The following is an 18263-nucleotide window of genomic DNA, read 5'->3' on the forward strand; positions in this document are numbered from 1 at the left end:
TATTACTTATATTAAATACTTATTGTTGTGGTCCTTTTCCAGCCATTTGTTGTTCAGCCATTTCAACTAATTTCTTAGTCATATATCCGCCTACATAACCATTTTGTCTAGCTGTTAAATTTCCTTTGTCCATTTGTCCATAGTTAGCCATTCCTAATTCACCAGCTATTTCCATTTTCATTTGGTTTAGTGCTGCTTTAGCCTCTGGAACTACTTTTGTGTTGTTAGTATTGTTATTTGACATGTCTAATCCTCACCTTTCTAAAATGATTTTTTTGGCTTGCTTCCTATTTTGCTATGACTTTTGCTGTGTATCTTGCTTTGTAATACTATTTTGTGAAGATTTCATTTTTTAATTCAAGGTAATTTTTACCATATTTTGAATTTTCTAATTTTGAGCAACGGACCTGTTTTTTAGGTCGTTGGCGACATGAGCGCAGCGAATTTTATATTGTATTGATAAGCTCATATCTCAAGAAATTAAGAGTATATAACGTTGTTATATTTCTTATAGAATTTCTACTTCCACTTAAATTCAGTCTTTTAACATTTGTTTTGCCATTTATGCAAATTCCAACGTATACAAGTCCAACTGGCTTTTCTTCACTTCCTCCACCAGGGCCTGCAATTCCAGTTACAGATATACCTATATTTGTATTTGCAGTACTTGATATTCCATTAGCCATTTCAAATGCTACTTCTTCACTTACTGCTCCATATTTTTCTAATGTTTCATCTTTTACCCCAAGTCTTTTAATTTTTGCTTCATTGCTGTATGTTACCATGCCTTCAAGAAAAACATCCGATATCCCTGGATAATTCACAAGTCTTGAAGCTACCATACCTCCAGTGCAAGATTCAGCTGTAGCTATTGTATATCCATTACATTTTATAAGCTTTGCTATTTCTTCTTCTAAAGTAGTCTCGCCTTCTCCATATATATATTTGGAAAGCCTATTATATATTTCTTCTTTTATAGGTTTTATAATATTTATAGCTTCATCTTCATCCTTTGCCTTTGCAGTAATTCTAAGTATTGTCTCACCAGTTTTTGCATAAGGGGCTATAGTAGGGTTACTTTGACTTCTAATCATATCTCTTATTTCTTCTTCAACCATACTTTCTCCTATTCCAGTAAGCCTTAGTACATTTGAATAAAGTATTCCATCTTGGTATTTAGACAAATACTTAGATGCGGTATAATCGAACATTGGAGTCATTTCACTAGGCGGCCCTGGAAGCATTATAAGTGCCTTTCCTTCTTTTTCTATAACACAACCTGGAGCTGAACCCCATCTGTTTTGAAGTACTATAGAGCCTTCTGGAACATAAGATTGTTTTTTGTTTCCTTCAGTTATATCTGTATGACCATGTCTAATTTTATAGTAATTTTTGATATTTTCTAATGATGGTTCATGCACAACTAATTTTAAATTAAAATATTCACATATAGTTTCCTTAGTTAAGTCATCATCAGTAGGTCCAAGCCCTCCTGTAGTTATAACTAAATCAGAACGTGAAAATCCTATTTCTAGTGCTTTTTTTAGTCTATCTTTGTTATCTCCAACAGATGTTTGATAGTATACGTTTATTCCCATTTCTGCGAGTCTTTGTCCTAAATATTGAGCATTTGTATTTACTATATCTCCTAACAATATTTCCGTTCCTACACACAGTATTTCAGCATTCATGAAAACACCCCTTTAACAATTTGTTCCAGCTAAATAGCCTGTTGAAAATGCTATTTGTAAATTAAATCCTCCAGTATATGCGTCTACATCTACAACTTCTCCTGCAAAATATAGACCTTGTATTAACTTTGATTCCATAGTGCTAGAATTTATTTCACTGGTCTTAACTCCACCGGATGTAACTATAGCTTCTTCTATAGGTCTATACTTTTTTATATTAACAGTTAAATTTTTAAGTATATTAATTAGGTTTTTTCTTTGTTCTTTAGATATTTGATGTACAACAGTATTTGGATCTATTTCACTTAATTTTATTATTATAGGTATTAACTTTTGAGGTAGTAAGTCATTAAGTGAATTTTCAAAGGTTTTATTACTGTACTTATTAAAGTCGTTTTGAACTCTTTTATCTAATTTTTCAGTACTTAAAGCTGGCTTTAGATCTATGACTATTTTATATTGTTCTTTTTGTATATCTTTCATTCTAGAACTAGATGACAATATAACAGGCCCACTAACTCCGTATTTTGTAAATTCCATTTCTCCAAAATCTTCATATATTTTTTTGTTATTTTTATTTAAAACTTTTATTGATATATTTTTAAGAGTTAATTTATCTAAATCTTTAACCCAATTTTCATTAGTTTCAAGGCCTATTAGAGAAGGCTTAAGTGGAATTATAGTATGTCCATTTTCCTTTGCAAACTTGTATCCATCACCGGTAGATCCAGTAAGAGGATAACTTGCTCCACCTGTAGCTATTATTACACTATCGCATTTTATTTCACTTTTATTTTTTAAAATAACCTTTTGAACTTTGTTTTCTTTAGATACTACCCTTTCTACGGGAGAATCAGTTATTACTTTTACATTATTTTTTCTTATATATTTTTCTAGAGCCTTAACTACATCTAATGCTTTATCACTTTCTGGGAATATTCTTTTTCCTCTTTCAACCTTTGTTTTTAATCCTAGCTCATTAAATAAATTTACTACATCGTCATTTGTAAAACTATAAAATGCACTATATAAAAACTTTCCATTTACAGGAATATTTTCTATCATTTCCTCTATATCACATGCATTAGTTATATTGCATCTACCCTTACCTGTTATAAGAAGTTTTCTTCCAAGTCTATTGTTTTTTTCTATTAAAGTTACGTCTAATCCTCTTTTAGCTGCAGTAGCTGCAGCTATTATCCCTGCTGCTCCTCCACCTATAACTACTACTTTTTTCATTTTATCAACCTTTCTTTCTATATATAATAATATATTATTATAGCATTAAAGCACAAAATTCGCATTGCTCATGTCGCCAACGGCCTAAATAACAGGCCCGTTGCTCAAAAAAAAAGTAGGGGTTTATTCCCCTACTATTCCTATATATGGTAAGTTTCTATATTTTTCTGCGTAATCTATTCCATATCCTACTATAAACTTATCTGGTATAACAAATCCAATGTAGTCTACATCTATATCTACTGTTCTTCTTTCTGGTTTGTCAAGTAGTGTACATAGTTTTAAACTCTTAGGATTTCTAGTTTTTAATGTTTCAAATAAGTTTTTTAAAGTAAGTCCAGTGTCTATTATATCTTCAACTATTAATACGTTTTTGCCTTCTATATCAACATCTAAGTCCTTTAGTATTTTTACTGTGCCAGAAGACTGAGTAGATTTTCCATAACTTGATACAGACATAAAATCCATGTTAACATCCAAGTTTATATTTCTTATTAAGTCAGAAACAAATACACAAGCACCCTTTAGTATACCTACTACTAATAAATCTTCACCTTTAAAATCACTTTCTATTTTTTGCCCTAGCTCTTTTACCTTTAATTTAATTTCTTCTTCAGTTAATAAAGTTTCAGTTACTCTATACATAATAACCTCCGTTTTTTTCATTTCGTACATTTTATATTTTGATTATATCATAATATATATATTAATGTGAATATTATTTTGATTATTATAATTATAGTTCGTTAATCTTCATCATCAAAGTTCATGTGTATTATTTTTTCTTCGCTGTATCTTGCCATTGCATAAAGCGTATCTGACAATCTATTTACATACTTTATTAAAAGAGGATTTATATTTTCTTCCTTACTTAGAGTTATTATTCTTCTTTCTGCTCTTCTACATACAGTTCTAGCAACATGAAGATTTGCAGATGCCAAAGAAGTTCCTGGAACTATAAAAGCATTTACTGTATCTATTTTTTTTAGATATTCATCTATTATATCTTCTAATTTTTTTATATCTTGTTCATTTGCAGTTCGTTTAAATTTTCCATCTTCTTTAGTAGCAAGTTCTCCAGCTATAAAAAACAATTTCTTTTGTATTTTAAAAAGAATTTCATCTACTTCTTTATCTTTAACATAATTTCTAGATAATCCTATATAAGAATTTAGTTCATCTATAGTTCCATATGCATCAACCCTTAAACTGTCCTTATCAATTCTAGTTCCATCGTATAATGATGTTTGACCTTTGTCGCCAGTTTTAGTATAAATTTTCATAATTATAATTACCCCCTTATATTTTTTTAAATTATATTTGTTAATATGGTCATCTTTTACTTATAATATAGGTAATAACTTAAATTTTGTGAGGTGTAAAAAATGAGTATTAACCATGGTGCAAATTTATTTGATATATCGAAGAAATTAGGGTTTGAAAAACAAGAACTTATGGATTTTAGTTCTAATATAAACCCATTTGGAGCATCTTCTAATGCTAAAGATGCAGTTATAAAAAATATCGATATGGTGTCTATATACCCAGATCCAAATTATAAGAACCTAAAAAATTCTATTTCTAATTATTGTTTTTGTAATGAAGACAATATACTTTTAGGAAGCGGGGCCACTGAATTAATATCCTCATTTATAAATATTATTAATCCAAATAATACTTTATTACTTTCCCCTGCTTATTCTGAATATGAAAGAGAACTAAAAAAGATCAACTGCAATATAAGTAAATACTTCCACAAAAAAGAAAACGATTTTAAAGTAGATTTAGACGACCTTATAGAAAATATAAAAACTAACGATTATAACCTTATAATCATATGTAATCCAAACAATCCTACTGGATTTGCATTTTCTAAAGAAGAAATTAAAAAAATACTTAATAATAGTAATGCCTTTGTAATGGTAGATGAAACTTATATAGAATTTACAGATATGAATAAATATTCATCTACTCCATTAGTAGATGAATATAACAATTTATTTGTTATACGAGGTACATCTAAGTTCTTTTCAACTCCTGGAATAAGACTTGGATATGGGCTTATATCTAATAAAGAAGTTTATGAAAAAATAGAGCAAAGACTTGATTTATGGAATATAAACATTTTTGCTACTATAATGGGCGAAATTATGTTTAAAGACAAAAACTACATAGAAGATACTATAAATAAAATAAAAGATGAAAGAGATTATCTTACAAACGAACTTAAATCTATTGAAGATTTAAAAGTATTTGAAAGTAAAGGAAACTTTATTCTTTGTGAAATAAAATCTAAAAAATTAAATTCAAAAGAACTATATGAAAAATTAATAGAAAATAAAATAGTTATAAGAAATGCAACATCTTTTGAAGGCCTTGATGAATACTTCTTTAGAGTATGTACATTAAAGCCTGAAGAAAATAAATTGCTTATAAAAAAATTAAGAGACATATTTGCCTCTTAATTACTCATCTTTTATTTTGTAATTTACATTTTCTATTATATTGCCGTCATTATAACTAGGTCTATATACTTGTGCATTAGTGTTGCCTTTTGGAAGATGCTTAAATCTTTCTATTTCATCGTTTATAACTTTTAGGAAGTACCCTAGTATAAGTGCATCATCTATACCACCTACAAAGCCTGTAAATAGTTCAGGTACTAAGTCTATAGGTGAAATTAGGTATACTATGCCTAATGCTAGGGCTCCTAATGTTTTTACTTTGCTTAAAATATTTACTCTATCGTCCTTTAGGAATTTTCTAAAACTAAATATATTTTTTAAAAAAGACCAAGAATACTTAAGTCTATTAAATTTACTCAATATAACCACCTCTTTTTTAGGATATTAATAACTATTATAATATAAGTTAAAGGTGAAATAAATATGTTAAAAAAATTGGAAGATATTTTTAAAGATTACAATCCTTATATAAATGGACATGAAGATATGAAAATATCTTCTGTTTTGATACCTTTAGTACAGAAAAATGGGGAATACTATATACTGTTCCAAGTTAGATCTAAAAATTTAAATACACAGCCAAATGAAATATCATTTCCTGGGGGGAAATATGAGAAAAATGAAACCCATGAATATACTGCAATTAGAGAAACTTGTGAAGAACTAGGTATATCTGAAGATGATATAAAAATTATATCACCCCTTGATTTATTTGTAGCTCCATTTAATATGATAATTCATCCTTATATTGGAGTTGTAAATATAGACAATATCCATATAAATGAAGATGAAGTCGATCATGTATTTTTAGTTCCTATTAATTATTTACTAAAAAATGAGCCTAAATCATACGGTAACGAAATTAAGATTATACCAAGTGATGACTTTCCTTATGAAATTATACCTAATAAACACAAGTACAAGTTTAAAGTAGGCCAATATCCTACACTTTTTTATAAATATGAAGAATACATTATATGGGGAATAACAGCTAAAATACTTCAAAACTTTATAAATTATATAAAAAATAGATTATAAGGAGAATAATATGAGACTATTTATAGGTTATTACCCACCAGATACTGTTGTAGATCATATATACAGTATAGAAGAAGAACTAAAAAATAAAAATATAAAGGCAAATTACTCAGCTCGTCAAAACCTTCATATTACATTTAGATTTTTAGGTGAAGTTGAAGAACATAAAGTTCACGATATAAAAAATGTTCTAGATAATTATAAAAACTTAGATATTAATTTAGATTTAAATAAAATAGGATTTTTCAATAAAAGTCAAAATTCAACAATATGGGTTGGATTAAATGGAGAATTGAAAAAACTAGAAGATACTGTGTATAAACTAAACGATGACCTTAGTATTATAGGATTTGAAAAGGAAAACAGAAGATTTAAACCACATATAACTATTGCTAGGAAGTTTAATGTTTTGGATAATAATAATTTAGAAGCTTTAAACAATATAAATATAGAAAATATGGAATTTAATATAGGTGAAATAAACTTAATAAAAAGTACTTTAACTCCTACAGGACCTATATATGAAGTAATATATTAAAGGCTGCAAATGCAGCCTTTATTTTGTATTTATAACAGTGTTATTCCATATTCTTCACATTTTTCAACCATTTCATTAGGCCATATACCTACTTGCACTTCTCCTATATGTGCTTTTTGTAAAAAGAACATGCATATTCTAGATTGACCTATCCCTCCACCTACAGTGTATGGAAGTTCTCCTTTTAATAGCTTTTTATGATAGTCAAATCCTCTTCTATCTTCACAATTAGCTAATTTAAGTTGTCTTTCTAGTGAATCTTCATCTACTCTAATTCCCATAGATGATAGTTCAAATGCACTATCTAATACAGGGTTATAAAATATAATATCTCCATTTAAATCCCAGTCATCGTAATCAGGAGCTCTTCCATCATGTTTTTCACCTGACTCTAATTCATTTCCTATTTTCATTATAAATACTGCACCATATTTTCTAGCTATTGCATCTTCTCTTTGTTTTGGAGTAAAATTCGGATACATATCTTCTAATTCTTGTGTAGTTATAAATGTTATTTTATCTGGTAAAGTCTTAGGTATACAAGAATATTGGCTACATACATGATCTTCTGTATTTTTAAATACATTGTATATTTTCGTAACTATTTCTTTTAATTTTTCTTCATTTCTTTCTTCTTTTGATATTACTAGCTCCCAGTCCCATTGATCTACATATATAGAGTGAAGGTTATCTAGCTCTTCATCTCTACGAATAGCATTCATATCAGTATAAAGTCCATGTCCAGATTCAAACCCATATTTTTGAAGGGCCATTCTCTTCCATTTTGCCAATGAATGAACTATTTCTGCTTTTTTAGATACTGCAGGCACATCAAAAGAAACAGGTCTTTCAATTCCATTTAAATTGTCATTCATTCCTGATTCAGGCAGAACAAATAATGGAGCCGAAACTCTAGTTAAATTTAATTCTTTATATAATGATGTTTCAAAATGATCCTTTAATGTTTTTATTGCTACTTGTGTTTCTAAAACACCTAATTCATCTTTATATCCTTCTGGTATTATTAGTTTCATATTATACACTCCCTTATATGATTTAGGAGCATAGCGCTATACTCTTTTTAATTTTAAATACAAAAAAACCCTTCATCCCAAAAGGGACGAAAGGTTATTACTTCCGCGGTACCACCCTGCTTAGCTTTACAGCTCGCCTTACATGTACAGAAGAAATACGTTCTTCGATACTGTCCAATATGATAACGGATTGGATCCGGCTAAGTCTACTCTCTATATAGATTTCGGTTAGCAACTCTGGGATGTTCTTCGATATAGGCTTCATGTTGGGCTCCCACTACCGCCAACTCGCTGTGACTACTTCCTATATTTACTCTTCCCTTCACTGTCTTTCTTTTTATTTTCTTATAATTTAATATTTTAATATATTGTGCAGTATATGTCAATATATTTTGAATATATTTAATAATATTAATTATTTAATATATATTATGCTTAGTAGTATATATTTGTATACCTGTTTTTTAATAAAATTTTAGTAATTAAATGTTTTATTTATATAATCTTCTATTTCTTTTGCAGTCCCTAATTTTAGAACTTCATCTGCAAAATTTTTCATTTCTTCATAACTTAAAGAACTTATAAGTTTTCTAGCTGGAAGTATAGATATAGGGCTCATACTAAATTCATCAAGTCCCATACCAATGAGTATTGGTATCATTTTCTTATCTCCAGCAGATTCACCACACATACCAGCCCATTTACCTTCTCTATGTGCATTGTCTATAACCATTTTTATAAGTCTTAATACTGCAGGGTTAAATTGGTTGTAAAGATAGCTTATTTTTTGATTCATTCTATCTACTGCGCAAGTGTATTGTATTAAGTCATTAGTACCTATACTAAAAAAGTCAACGTGTTTTGCCAATATATGTGATATAACTGCAGCTGATGGAACTTCTATCATCATACCTATTTGAACATCTTTAGAGTACTTTATATTTTCTTTATCAAGTTCTGATTTTACTTCTTCTACTATTTCCTTTGCAGATAATAACTCTTCTAAAGAAGATATCATAGGAAACATTATTCTAAGATTTCCATATATACTTGCTTTAAATAAAGCTCTTAACTGGGTTTTGAATATATCAGTTCTATCAAGGCATAATCTTATAGCTCTATATCCTAAAAATGGATTCATCTCCTCTTCCATTTTCAGATAAGTTAATTCCTTATCTCCTCCTATATCTAATGTTCTTATAACTATAGGCTTTGGATTCATAGCTTCTAAAACAGCTTTATAAGATTCAAATTGCTCTTCTTCACTTGGAAAGTTATCTCTATCCATATATAGAAACTCTGTTCTATATAGCCCAACACCTTCAGCATCGTTTTTAAGTAATCCTTCGATGTCCTTTGGAGTACCTATATTTCCCGAAAGTTCAACGTGTCTTTTATCTTTAGTTTTGCTTTCTTTTCCTATTAAAGACTGTAGAGACTTTCTTTCTTCATCAAAGTTTGATTTTAAATCTCTATATTTATTAATTTCTTCATTTGATGGATTGAGCAAAGCTTGTCCAGTATCTCCATTAAATACTATAAAGTCTCCATCTTTAACTTTATTTGTCACATCGTTTAAGCCAACTATAGCTGGTATTTCCAAACTTCTAGCCATTATAGCTGTATGTGATGTTCTGCCACCTATATCAGTTAAAAAACCTAAAACCATTTTTTTGTTCATAGTTGCTGTATCAGATGGAGTTAAGTCGTGTGCTATTAAAATTACTTCTTCATTTAAAGATGATAAATCTACTATTTTTAGCCCTAGTAAATTTCTCAATACTCTATTTCCAACGTCTTTTATATCAGATGATCTTTCTTTCATATATTCGTTGTCCATACTTTCAAATATAGATACAAACATTTCTACTACATCATTAAAAGCAGACTCTGCATTTATTTTTTGTTCTTTTATATTATTTATAGTTTGGTCAATTAATTCTGGATCTTCTAAAACTAGTAAGTGAGATTCAAATATAGATGCTTTATCTTCACCTAATTCCCTTTGTGCTCTTTCTTTAACCAAAGTCAATTCTTCTTTTGATTTTGATATTGCATCTTCAAACTTTTTTACTTCACCATCTATATCAGTTATTGTTTTTCTTTCTATATTTAATTTACTGTGTTTTATAACTAATGCTTTACCTAAAGCTATACCTGGTGATGCTCCAATTCCTTTGAACATTTTGATATCTCCTTTCGAAGTTATAGTTACAATTAAACCTCGGCTTTTACACCGAGGTCTAGTTTAATATTATTCTCCAAATCCACTTTCAACTAATTCAACTAATTCATTTATAGCATTTTCAGCATCATTTCCATCTGCCACTATAGTTACAGTATCCCCTTGACCTAATCCTAAGCTCATTATACCCATTATAGATTTGGCATTTACAACTTTATCTTTAGCTTTTATCTCTACTGTAGATTTAAATTCTGAAGCTTTTTTTACAAACATACCAGCTGGTCTGGCATGTAATCCACTTGCATTTTTAATTGTAACTGTTTTTTCCATTTTAAAAACCTCCCAAAATATCTTTTGTATTTATTTTTGTATAATCAATAAATCTTCCTTTGCTTCTATATTCCCATCTTTTATAAGCTTCAATCCTTTTATATCGTGCATATTGGTTATTAAAACTGGAGTTATAGTTGATTTAGCTTTTTCTTTTATTTTTTGGATATCAAATCTTATAAGTTCTTGACCTTCCTTAACTTTATCTCCTTGTTTCACTAGGGCTTCAAATCCTTCTCCATTCATCTTAACTGTTTCTAATCCTATATGTATTAGGATTTCTAATCCATCTTTGCTTGTTATTCCTACAGCATGTTTTGATGGTAAAAATATCTGTGTTATTTCACCATCTACAGGAGAATATACCATACCTTCAGTTGGTTCTATAGCCACTCCATCTCCTAACATTTTTTGAGAAAATACATCGTCAGGTGTTTTACTTATATGAAGTACCTTTCCACTTAAAGGTGATTTAAAAACTATATTACCATTTTCATTGTTTCCTGTTAATTTGTTCATTAAGTTTTTAAACATATTGATACCTCCGTTTTTCTTTAGTTATTAATTTTATAACTATACTTAATAGTTTTTCCGAAGGATATAATATTATTTATTATTTATATCATTTATAATATCCCAAGTAATGCTCTTGGTCAATTTATCTTTGTTTATATTTTTAATATCAAAGTTTGTTTTTTGTGAATTTTTCACGTATTTATTTACAGCAATAAATGTTTTTTCAAAGTCATATAAATTTATTCTTTGAGCTCCTTGGTTTTCTAGTTCATTTTCATAAATAGAATATATTAAATTTTTATAACCAAAATCATCGCTAAGATTTAATAATTTTCCCAACTCTGGAACTATATTTTCAAATAAGGTTCTTAATGATGGTTCTTTCTTTATATTTAGCTTGTAACACAATTTAAATATAGTATCTTCACTTATATTTTTAATTAAATTAAAACAATAATCTTCGCCGTATTTATTATTTTCTATAAAATAATATCTTACACCGTCATATTGGTTAAATGTTTTTTTAGTATCAAAATATCCTAGCTTTATATTTTTCATAACATTTTCTTTATCAAAATTCAAAAATCCACCTAAGTTTTCTGAAGGAACTATACTTTTTATATGGGAATTTTGATTTATAAGCTTGTGCTTGTGCTTTTCATTATTGTTCAATCTGACTACAACAAATTCATCATATTTTTTCTTTCTAAGTAATCCTATTGGCAAGTTGTCGTAAAATCCTCCATCTAAATAAAGCTTTCCGTCTATTTTTTCTAATTTAAATATAGGTAAACTTGCACTGGCTATTAAATAATCTATTAACTTTTTGTCTGGTATATCTTCAATATAAATAGGTGATGGATTTATTTTCTTATCCCACCATACCGTAACCATTCCAAAGTCCTTTTTAGAGTTTCTTATTTTTTCTTCATCTATAGTATCTTCAAGACTTTTCCTTAGTGGTGATATATCTATTCCATCTTTTTTTAAAGCTTTAGTTAAAAAGGTCACAATAGTATTAAAATTCTTAGGGTTTAAATCTATGTTTTTTACTTTGTTATATGTCACTTCGTCTATATCCATAAAAAAACTATAGTTAGCTTCTAACCATATATTTTCTAAAGTTTCTATATCATCTTGAACTATATATGCACCATTTAGTGCACCGACAGATGTTCCTGCAACACCATCAAAATCAATACCCATTTCTTTTAGAGCTTTGTATGCTCCTATTTGGTATGCACCTTTTGCTCCCCCACCTTCTAATATCAACCCTCTCATAGCATCACCCACTAAAAAATCTATTTTATATAACCATATATTATATTTATATATATATAATTTGTGCAAGTCTATTTTAAGTGAGTTTTTCTATTAATTCATTTAAAGATATTACTAGCTTGTCTATATCTTCTTTTTCATTGAAATATCCAATACTTATTCTAATAGTACCATTTTTGTCCGTTCCTATTATTTTATGTGCAGTTGGCGCGCAGTGAAGCCCCACTCTAACCATTATTTCATATTCTTGATCTAATTCATAAGCTAACTCATTTGATGATATATTATCTATATCAAAAGAAATTACATTTAATATTTTTGAAGTGTCTTTAGGACCGTATATATTTATATTTTTTATCTGTGACAATTTATTTAATGTATAGTCCATTAATTCTCTTTCTTTATTTATTATATTTTGTAATCCAACTTTATTTATAAACTTAATACCCTCCATAAGCCCTATTATCCCAGGAATATTTGGAGTTCCACATTCAAATTTATTCGGAAGATAATCTGGTTGGAATGGATATGCTGAATCTCCTCCAGTTCCTCCTGATTTAAATGGCCTTATTAAACTATGATCACAGCTTAATATATAACCACCTATACCCATAGGCCCTAGTAAGCTTTTGTGGCCTGTGAAAGCCAATATATCTATGTTATCTTCCTTAATATCTATATTATGAGCCCCAGCTGTTTGAGCAACATCTACCAAAAATAATATATTGTTATCTTTAGCTATTTTTCCTATTTCTCTTATAGGCTGTATAGTTCCAAGTACATTTGATGCATGGTTAAATACTATTAACTTTGTATTAGTTTTTATATATTTTTCTATGTCATTTGAATTTGTATATCCATATTTATCACATTCAACTATTGATATAGATATTTTTTTGTCTCTTTCTAAAGTTCTTAGACATCTATATACAGCATTGTGTTCTAGTGAACTTATTATAACGTGGTCGTTTTCATTTAATACTCCATTTATAATGCTGTTTAGAGATTCTGTTATATTTGATGTAAATATAACAGAACTTGGATTGTCATGATTAAAAAAGTTTGATATTAGTTTTCTAGCTTGATAAACTTGATAATCTGAATCTAGAGCCTTTTGATATGCTCCCCTTCCAGCGGTTCCCCCTTTATTAACTATAAAATCATAAATCGCATCAGCTACTTCCTTTGGTTTTGGATATGATGTAGCAGCATTATCTAAATATATTCCCATAATATACCCCCATTAAAATAATGTTAACTGAACAACGTCATTAGAAGTTAACTTTGTAACTCTAACTCCTAAAAGCCTAATAGGTTCATGTTTATACATTTCTTTAAATATTTGTTTTACTGTATTATATATTAAATCATTGTCATCTGTAGGATTTATTAATGTTTTTTGATGAGAATAAGTGACAAAATCAGAATTTCTTATAGATACACTAACCTGACTTGCCAAAAGTTCTGACTTTTTAAGCCTATATGTTACAGTATTTGTTAATTCTAAAAGTACATTAAAAGCATCTTCTTCATCATCAATATCGTAAGGTAGAGTTGTAGAATTACCTATCCCCTTATGTTTTGATTTTCTTTCCTCATGTATATCTGAGTTGTCGATTCCATTTGCATATTGATAAAGTTTTAATCCAAAACTTTTAAATATAGTTTTTATAGTGTTTAAATCGTAGTTTGCCAATTCACCTATAGTCTTTATATTTAGATTTTTTAGTTTTCTTTCACTTGCTTTTCCAACCATAAATAAATCTCCTACAGGAAGGTTCCACATTTTTTCTCTTATTTCCTCTTTATAAATGGTATGAATTTTATCTGGCTTTTCAAACTCAGATGCCATCTTGGCTAAAAGCTTATTGTTTCCTATCCCTATGTTAACGGTAAATCCAAGTTCCTTTTTTATTTTTTCTTTTATTTCAATAGCTTTTTTCATTTCATATCCCTTAAAATGAGAACAATCTAAAAAACACTCGTCAATTGAAAATCTTTCTATTAAGGGAGAATATTCTTTTAGTATTTCTACCATTGCGTTACTACAATTGCGATAAAGCCTAAAATCCGGCGGATATACCTTAAGGTTCTTGCATTTACCAAAGGCCCTATAAAGTGATTCTCCAGTTTTAACTCCAAATTTTTTAGCTTCTATTGAGCTTGCAAGAACTACACCACGCCTGCTGTTAGGATCTCCCCCTATGGCAGAAGGTATTTTTCTTATATCTATATTTATATTATTTCTTAGCATATCTACAGCAGTCCAAGAAAGAAATGCAGAATTAACATCTATATGAAATATTATCTTATCCAATTTCTTCACCTCTAAATTAAATTATACAAAACATACGTTCGCAAGTCAAAGGCAAAGATTCGTTTCACTTATATCGCCAACGGTCTAAAAGGCAGGCCCGTTGCTCAAAATTAAAAGAGTTGAGGAAAATCCTCAACTCCTTAATTATAATTATATCCTATTTCAAATGCTTTAATATTAGCTTCTATAGCCTTTATTGGTACATATTCTTTTATAACTTCTATCCATATTTTTTTATCTATAATATCTTCAATATATTTTGCCATAATACCTAATAAAAATGTGTTTGCAACCTTATTATTTCCTAATTTGTTTCCTTCTTCCATAGCATCTATTTTTATAACATTGTATTTACTTTCTAAGTATTCTTCTATATTATCTGGATATTTATTAACTTCCATAAGAACAGTATTAGGAGCAGTTTGGTATTTATTAAGAACAACTAAAGCTCCTTCTTTTAATACGTAACTCCATCTATAGGCTTCAAGTGGCTCAAGTCCTAATAATATATCTCCTTGACCTACAGGTATGTTTGGAGAATTTACTTTATCACCTATTCTTATACTTCCCCAGACCTTTCCACCTCTTTGTGATAATCCTACAACATCGTTGCTTTTAATATCAAATCCCGCTCTGAATCCTACTTGACTTATTATTTCAGTAGCAAGGACAAGCCCTTGACCTCCAACTCCAGCTAATATTATATTTTTCATATTATCCCCCCTATTTAGTTTCACCAGATCTTTTTATTGCTCCGACAGGACATACTTGAGCACAAACAGAACATCCAACGCACATATTTGGATCTATCGATGATTTTAATTTCTCAATACCTTCGTACTTCTTCATTTTTATAGGAGGGCAATTTGTTTTAACACAACTTCTACATCCTATACATATACTAGGATCTACATAGAAATAAGGTTCTTTAACCTTAAAGCCAAGTGCACATGGTCTAGATGTTATTATAAATGATAATCCATTTCTTTTTATTGCATCATTTATTGTTTTCTTTGAATTAGAATATTCAAATTGGTCTATTCTAGTTATATCTTCAAACCCAAGGGTTTTAAGTAATTCTTCTATATTTATATTCATATCACCGTGTTTTGTATTCACTCCTGAACTTCCATTAGGCTGGCCACCTGTCATAGCTGTAGTTCCATTGTCTAATATTATTACAGTCATATTTTCATTAGAATCTAATTGATGTAGTAAGTTTACTGCACCTGGGAGGCCTGAATGGAAGAATGTTCCGTCACCTATAACACATACTAATGGTCTATTGTCATTTAACTTACTATATGTTTTTCTCATACCTTTTATTATTCCAAGGGATGAACCCATACTTATGTTTACTTGAGATACCTCAAATGGATATAATAAAGCCATACTATAACAACCTATATCGCCTATAACAAAGGCCTTTGATTTCTTTAATATATCAAATACTGGTCTATGTGGACATCCAGAACAAAACATAGGAGATCTAGGTACTGTATCTATAGGTGCTATATCTTTGCTTATTTTGTTTTCTTCATTTATTACTCCAGCTTTTATTAATCCTTTTTCTATATCTTCTATTTGTAATTCACCTGTAAATGAAAAATACTCCTTGCCTTTACACTCTATTTTATTTGTTTTTAACTCATTTTCTATAAATGGAGTCATTTCTTCTAACACTATTATGTTTTTATATTTTTGGCTTAATTCATTTATCTTCTTTATAGATATTGGATATATAAGACCTAACTTGTATATTGATACATTTGGATTTATTTCCTTTAGATTTTGGTATACAAGTCCAGAGGTTATTATTAATGTATCACTATTTTCTATCTCATATAATTTATTTAAATATGTATCGTAAGCGTATTCTTCTAACCTTTCTAATCTTTCCTTCATAAAATATTGAGCTTTATTTGCATGAGGTGGAAGCATACAATACTTAGATATATCATTTTTAAATTCTTTTATATTTACTTCATGTCTATCTTCTAATTCTACTATCCCCCTACTATGGCATAGTCTACTTGTAATTCTAAGCATTGTAGGAATTTGATACTCTTCACTTATTTCTAAACCTTGTTTAATATATTCTTTTGCTTCGTTACTAGTACTTGGATCAAGTATTGCCATGTTTGCGAACTTCCCAAATGCTCTATTGTCTTGTTCATTTTGTGAACTTGCAAGTCCTGGATCATCTCCACTTACTAATAAAAATCCTCCATTAATAACAGTTTGGGTAAATGTCATAAGTGGATCCGCTGCTATATTTATACCAACGTGTTTCATAGAGCACATAGTTCTTGCACCTGCAAAAGAAGCTCCCATAGCTACTTCTAATGCTACCTTTTCATTTGTAGAAAACTCTGAGTATATTTCATTGTATTTTTTTACACTTTCTAATATTTCTACTGTTGGAGAGCCAGGATAACTTGCTGCAAGTATTCCTCCTGCCTCATAAAATCCCCTAGCTATAGCTTGATTTCCTGTTAATACTTTTTGCATGGTTACCCCCTTATTAATTTTGTTAAATATTTTCCTCTAAAAACTTATGTATATAAATTTATCAATATGCCCAAAATTAAAATGTTATAAGATTATGAAAGGGGAAATTATATGAGAACTAATAGAAGAGTAACTGATCCAATAGTTTGTATATCTAAGGCTACATCTGAAAGTATATCTATAAAAGAAGCTTTGGATATGCTTCCTATGGATGATATTATAAAAGTCAATGATGTTGTAGTTATCACTCCCAATTGGGTTAAGAATAAGAGACCTAATACTGGCACTGTAGTTGGCCCACATACATTACAGACACTTATAAGATACGTTAAGACTAAAAATCCATCTAAAATATACATAGCCGTTGGATCTGGTGGTGGAGATACAAAAGATGTTATGAAACAAGTTGGATATAAAGAAATTATAGATGAAGAAAGTGTTGAATTTGTTGATTTGAACTATGGACCATATGTCGACTTAGAATTAGGTCATAAAATAATAAAAACTACTCCTATAAATAAGTTATTAGATGAATGCGATGTACTTATATCATTTACTCAACTTAAACACCACGAAGAAGCGACTATGAGTGCTTCAATAAAAAATATGGCACTTGGATGGCCTCCATCAGAAATACATGGAACTCCTAAAAAGATTACTGGAATACATGAAGATTTACATGGCTTTATAGCTTCTATGGCTTCAAAGATTCCTATAGATTTATCTATAATAAGTTGTGATAAAGCTATGGTTGGTACAGGGCCAAGTGATGGGAAATCTGTAAATACTGAGGGTTTGATAATAGCTGGAACAGATCCTGTAGCTTGCGACACAATAGGTGCTAGATTTTTGGGATTTTTACCTCAAGCTGTAGCTTATTTGTATAAATTATATCAAGATGGAGTTGGAGAAGCAAAGCCTGAGAATATGACCTTAAAGGGATTAGAACTATCTAAGGCAGAAAGGCTATTTAGTCAAGCTGCTTATAATGCAAATATATCATTAGATAAAGATGCAATAAAAGATATACATGGAACGCTTCCTGAAAAATAAAATTCGCTTTGCTCATGTCGCCAACGGCCTAAAAAACAGGCCCGTTGCTCAAGTTTATAAGTTGG

19 protein-coding genes and 1 other annotated feature are annotated in these 18263 nt (G+C 29.3%); of the genes, 4 read left to right on the forward strand and 15 right to left on the reverse strand.

Annotation, left to right across the window (positions count from 1 at the left end; all coding sequences use genetic code 11):
* Positions 1 to 19: 19 nt before the first annotated feature.
* The 5 genes from ACUSRV_RS02680 to ACUSRV_RS02700 all read right to left on the reverse strand — a co-directional run bounded on the left by ACUSRV_RS02680 (position 20) and on the right by ACUSRV_RS02700 (position 4213).
* Positions 20 to 244, reverse strand: a complete 225-nt coding sequence (locus ACUSRV_RS02680) for an alpha/beta-type small acid-soluble spore protein (RefSeq protein ID WP_490140369.1) — start codon at positions 242 to 244, stop codon at positions 20 to 22.
* Between the two features lie 202 nt (positions 245 to 446).
* Entirely contained in the window at positions 447 to 1691 is a 1245-nt protein-coding gene (locus tag ACUSRV_RS02685; protein WP_490140370.1) for a competence/damage-inducible protein A, read from the reverse strand.
* A gap of 12 nt (positions 1692 to 1703) precedes the next feature.
* Positions 1704 to 2930 (reverse strand): BaiN/RdsA family NAD(P)/FAD-dependent oxidoreductase, encoded by a 1227-nt coding sequence (locus tag ACUSRV_RS02690; RefSeq protein ID WP_490140371.1) that lies wholly within the window; start codon positions 2928 to 2930, stop codon positions 1704 to 1706.
* Between the two features lie 123 nt (positions 2931 to 3053).
* Positions 3054 to 3575 (reverse strand): hypoxanthine phosphoribosyltransferase, encoded by a 522-nt coding sequence (hpt, locus tag ACUSRV_RS02695; protein ID WP_490140372.1) that lies wholly within the window; start codon positions 3573 to 3575, stop codon positions 3054 to 3056.
* A gap of 101 nt (positions 3576 to 3676) precedes the next feature.
* The gene (locus tag ACUSRV_RS02700) at positions 3677 to 4213 is read right to left on the reverse strand and encodes a cob(I)yrinic acid a,c-diamide adenosyltransferase (protein ID WP_490140373.1); all 537 of its coding nucleotides are present in this window, start codon (positions 4211 to 4213) and stop codon (positions 3677 to 3679) included.
* A gap of 102 nt (positions 4214 to 4315) precedes the next feature.
* On the opposite strand from ACUSRV_RS02700, the gene ACUSRV_RS02705 reads away from it, so the two are divergent.
* Positions 4316 to 5395, forward strand: coding sequence for a pyridoxal phosphate-dependent aminotransferase (locus ACUSRV_RS02705; RefSeq protein WP_490140374.1), 1080 nt, complete (start codon positions 4316 to 4318; stop codon positions 5393 to 5395).
* Here the strand turns inward: ACUSRV_RS02705 and ACUSRV_RS02710 are convergent, their stop codons facing one another.
* Entirely contained in the window at positions 5396 to 5755 is a 360-nt protein-coding gene (locus ACUSRV_RS02710) for a YkvA family protein (RefSeq protein WP_490140375.1), read from the reverse strand.
* Positions 5756 to 5818: 63 nt separating this feature from the next.
* Between ACUSRV_RS02710 and ACUSRV_RS02715 the strand changes: the two genes are divergently transcribed.
* Both ACUSRV_RS02715 and thpR read left to right on the forward strand, forming a co-directional pair.
* Complete coding sequence (locus ACUSRV_RS02715; protein WP_490140376.1) at positions 5819 to 6433, forward strand: NUDIX hydrolase; 615 nt, start codon at positions 5819 to 5821, stop codon at positions 6431 to 6433.
* 10 nt (positions 6434 to 6443) lie between these two features.
* Positions 6444 to 6971, forward strand: a complete 528-nt coding sequence (gene thpR, locus ACUSRV_RS02720; protein ID WP_490140377.1) for an RNA 2',3'-cyclic phosphodiesterase — start codon at positions 6444 to 6446, stop codon at positions 6969 to 6971.
* A 29-nt stretch (positions 6972 to 7000) separates the two neighbouring features.
* Here thpR and asnA read toward each other — a convergent pair whose 3' ends face one another.
* The 9 genes from asnA to ACUSRV_RS02765 all read right to left on the reverse strand — a co-directional run bounded on the left by asnA (position 7001) and on the right by ACUSRV_RS02765 (position 17145).
* Positions 7001 to 8005 carry an aspartate--ammonia ligase gene (gene asnA, locus ACUSRV_RS02725; RefSeq protein WP_490140378.1) on the reverse strand — a complete coding sequence of 335 codons (1005 nt, stop codon included), beginning with the start codon at positions 8003 to 8005 and terminating at the stop codon, positions 7001 to 7003.
* Positions 8006 to 8084: 79 nt separating this feature from the next.
* Positions 8085 to 8340 (reverse strand) — a binding site (T-box leader).
* A 140-nt stretch (positions 8341 to 8480) separates the two neighbouring features.
* Complete coding sequence (gene ptsP, locus ACUSRV_RS02730) at positions 8481 to 10190, reverse strand: phosphoenolpyruvate--protein phosphotransferase (RefSeq protein WP_490140379.1); 1710 nt, start codon at positions 10188 to 10190, stop codon at positions 8481 to 8483.
* 69 nt (positions 10191 to 10259) lie between these two features.
* Positions 10260 to 10520 (reverse strand): HPr family phosphocarrier protein, encoded by a 261-nt coding sequence (locus ACUSRV_RS02735; RefSeq protein ID WP_490140380.1) that lies wholly within the window; start codon positions 10518 to 10520, stop codon positions 10260 to 10262.
* Positions 10521 to 10550: 30 nt separating this feature from the next.
* The gene (locus ACUSRV_RS02740) at positions 10551 to 11054 is read right to left on the reverse strand and encodes a PTS sugar transporter subunit IIA (RefSeq protein ID WP_490140381.1); all 504 of its coding nucleotides are present in this window, start codon (positions 11052 to 11054) and stop codon (positions 10551 to 10553) included.
* Positions 11055 to 11126: 72 nt separating this feature from the next.
* Positions 11127 to 12317, reverse strand: a complete 1191-nt coding sequence (locus ACUSRV_RS02745) for a patatin-like phospholipase family protein (RefSeq protein ID WP_490140382.1) — start codon at positions 12315 to 12317, stop codon at positions 11127 to 11129.
* A gap of 76 nt (positions 12318 to 12393) precedes the next feature.
* Positions 12394 to 13548 (reverse strand): aminotransferase class V-fold PLP-dependent enzyme, encoded by a 1155-nt coding sequence (locus ACUSRV_RS02750; RefSeq protein ID WP_490140383.1) that lies wholly within the window; start codon positions 13546 to 13548, stop codon positions 12394 to 12396.
* A 12-nt stretch (positions 13549 to 13560) separates the two neighbouring features.
* On the reverse strand, positions 13561 to 14634 hold the full coding sequence (locus ACUSRV_RS02755; protein WP_490140384.1) for a Y-family DNA polymerase: 1074 nt from the start codon (positions 14632 to 14634) through the stop codon (positions 13561 to 13563).
* Between the two features lie 140 nt (positions 14635 to 14774).
* Positions 14775 to 15347, reverse strand: a complete 573-nt coding sequence (locus tag ACUSRV_RS02760; RefSeq protein ID WP_490140385.1) for an indolepyruvate oxidoreductase subunit beta — start codon at positions 15345 to 15347, stop codon at positions 14775 to 14777.
* A gap of 10 nt (positions 15348 to 15357) precedes the next feature.
* Positions 15358 to 17145 carry a thiamine pyrophosphate-dependent enzyme gene (locus ACUSRV_RS02765; protein ID WP_490140386.1) on the reverse strand — a complete coding sequence of 596 codons (1788 nt, stop codon included), beginning with the start codon at positions 17143 to 17145 and terminating at the stop codon, positions 15358 to 15360.
* A 111-nt stretch (positions 17146 to 17256) separates the two neighbouring features.
* Here ACUSRV_RS02765 and ACUSRV_RS02770 point away from each other — a divergent pair, with 111 nt between their 5' ends.
* On the forward strand, positions 17257 to 18198 hold the full coding sequence (locus ACUSRV_RS02770) for a DUF362 domain-containing protein (RefSeq protein WP_490140387.1): 942 nt from the start codon (positions 17257 to 17259) through the stop codon (positions 18196 to 18198).
* The last annotated feature ends 65 nt before the right edge of the window (positions 18199 to 18263 follow it).

This window comes from Sporacetigenium sp. TC11 (assembly GCF_058146105.1).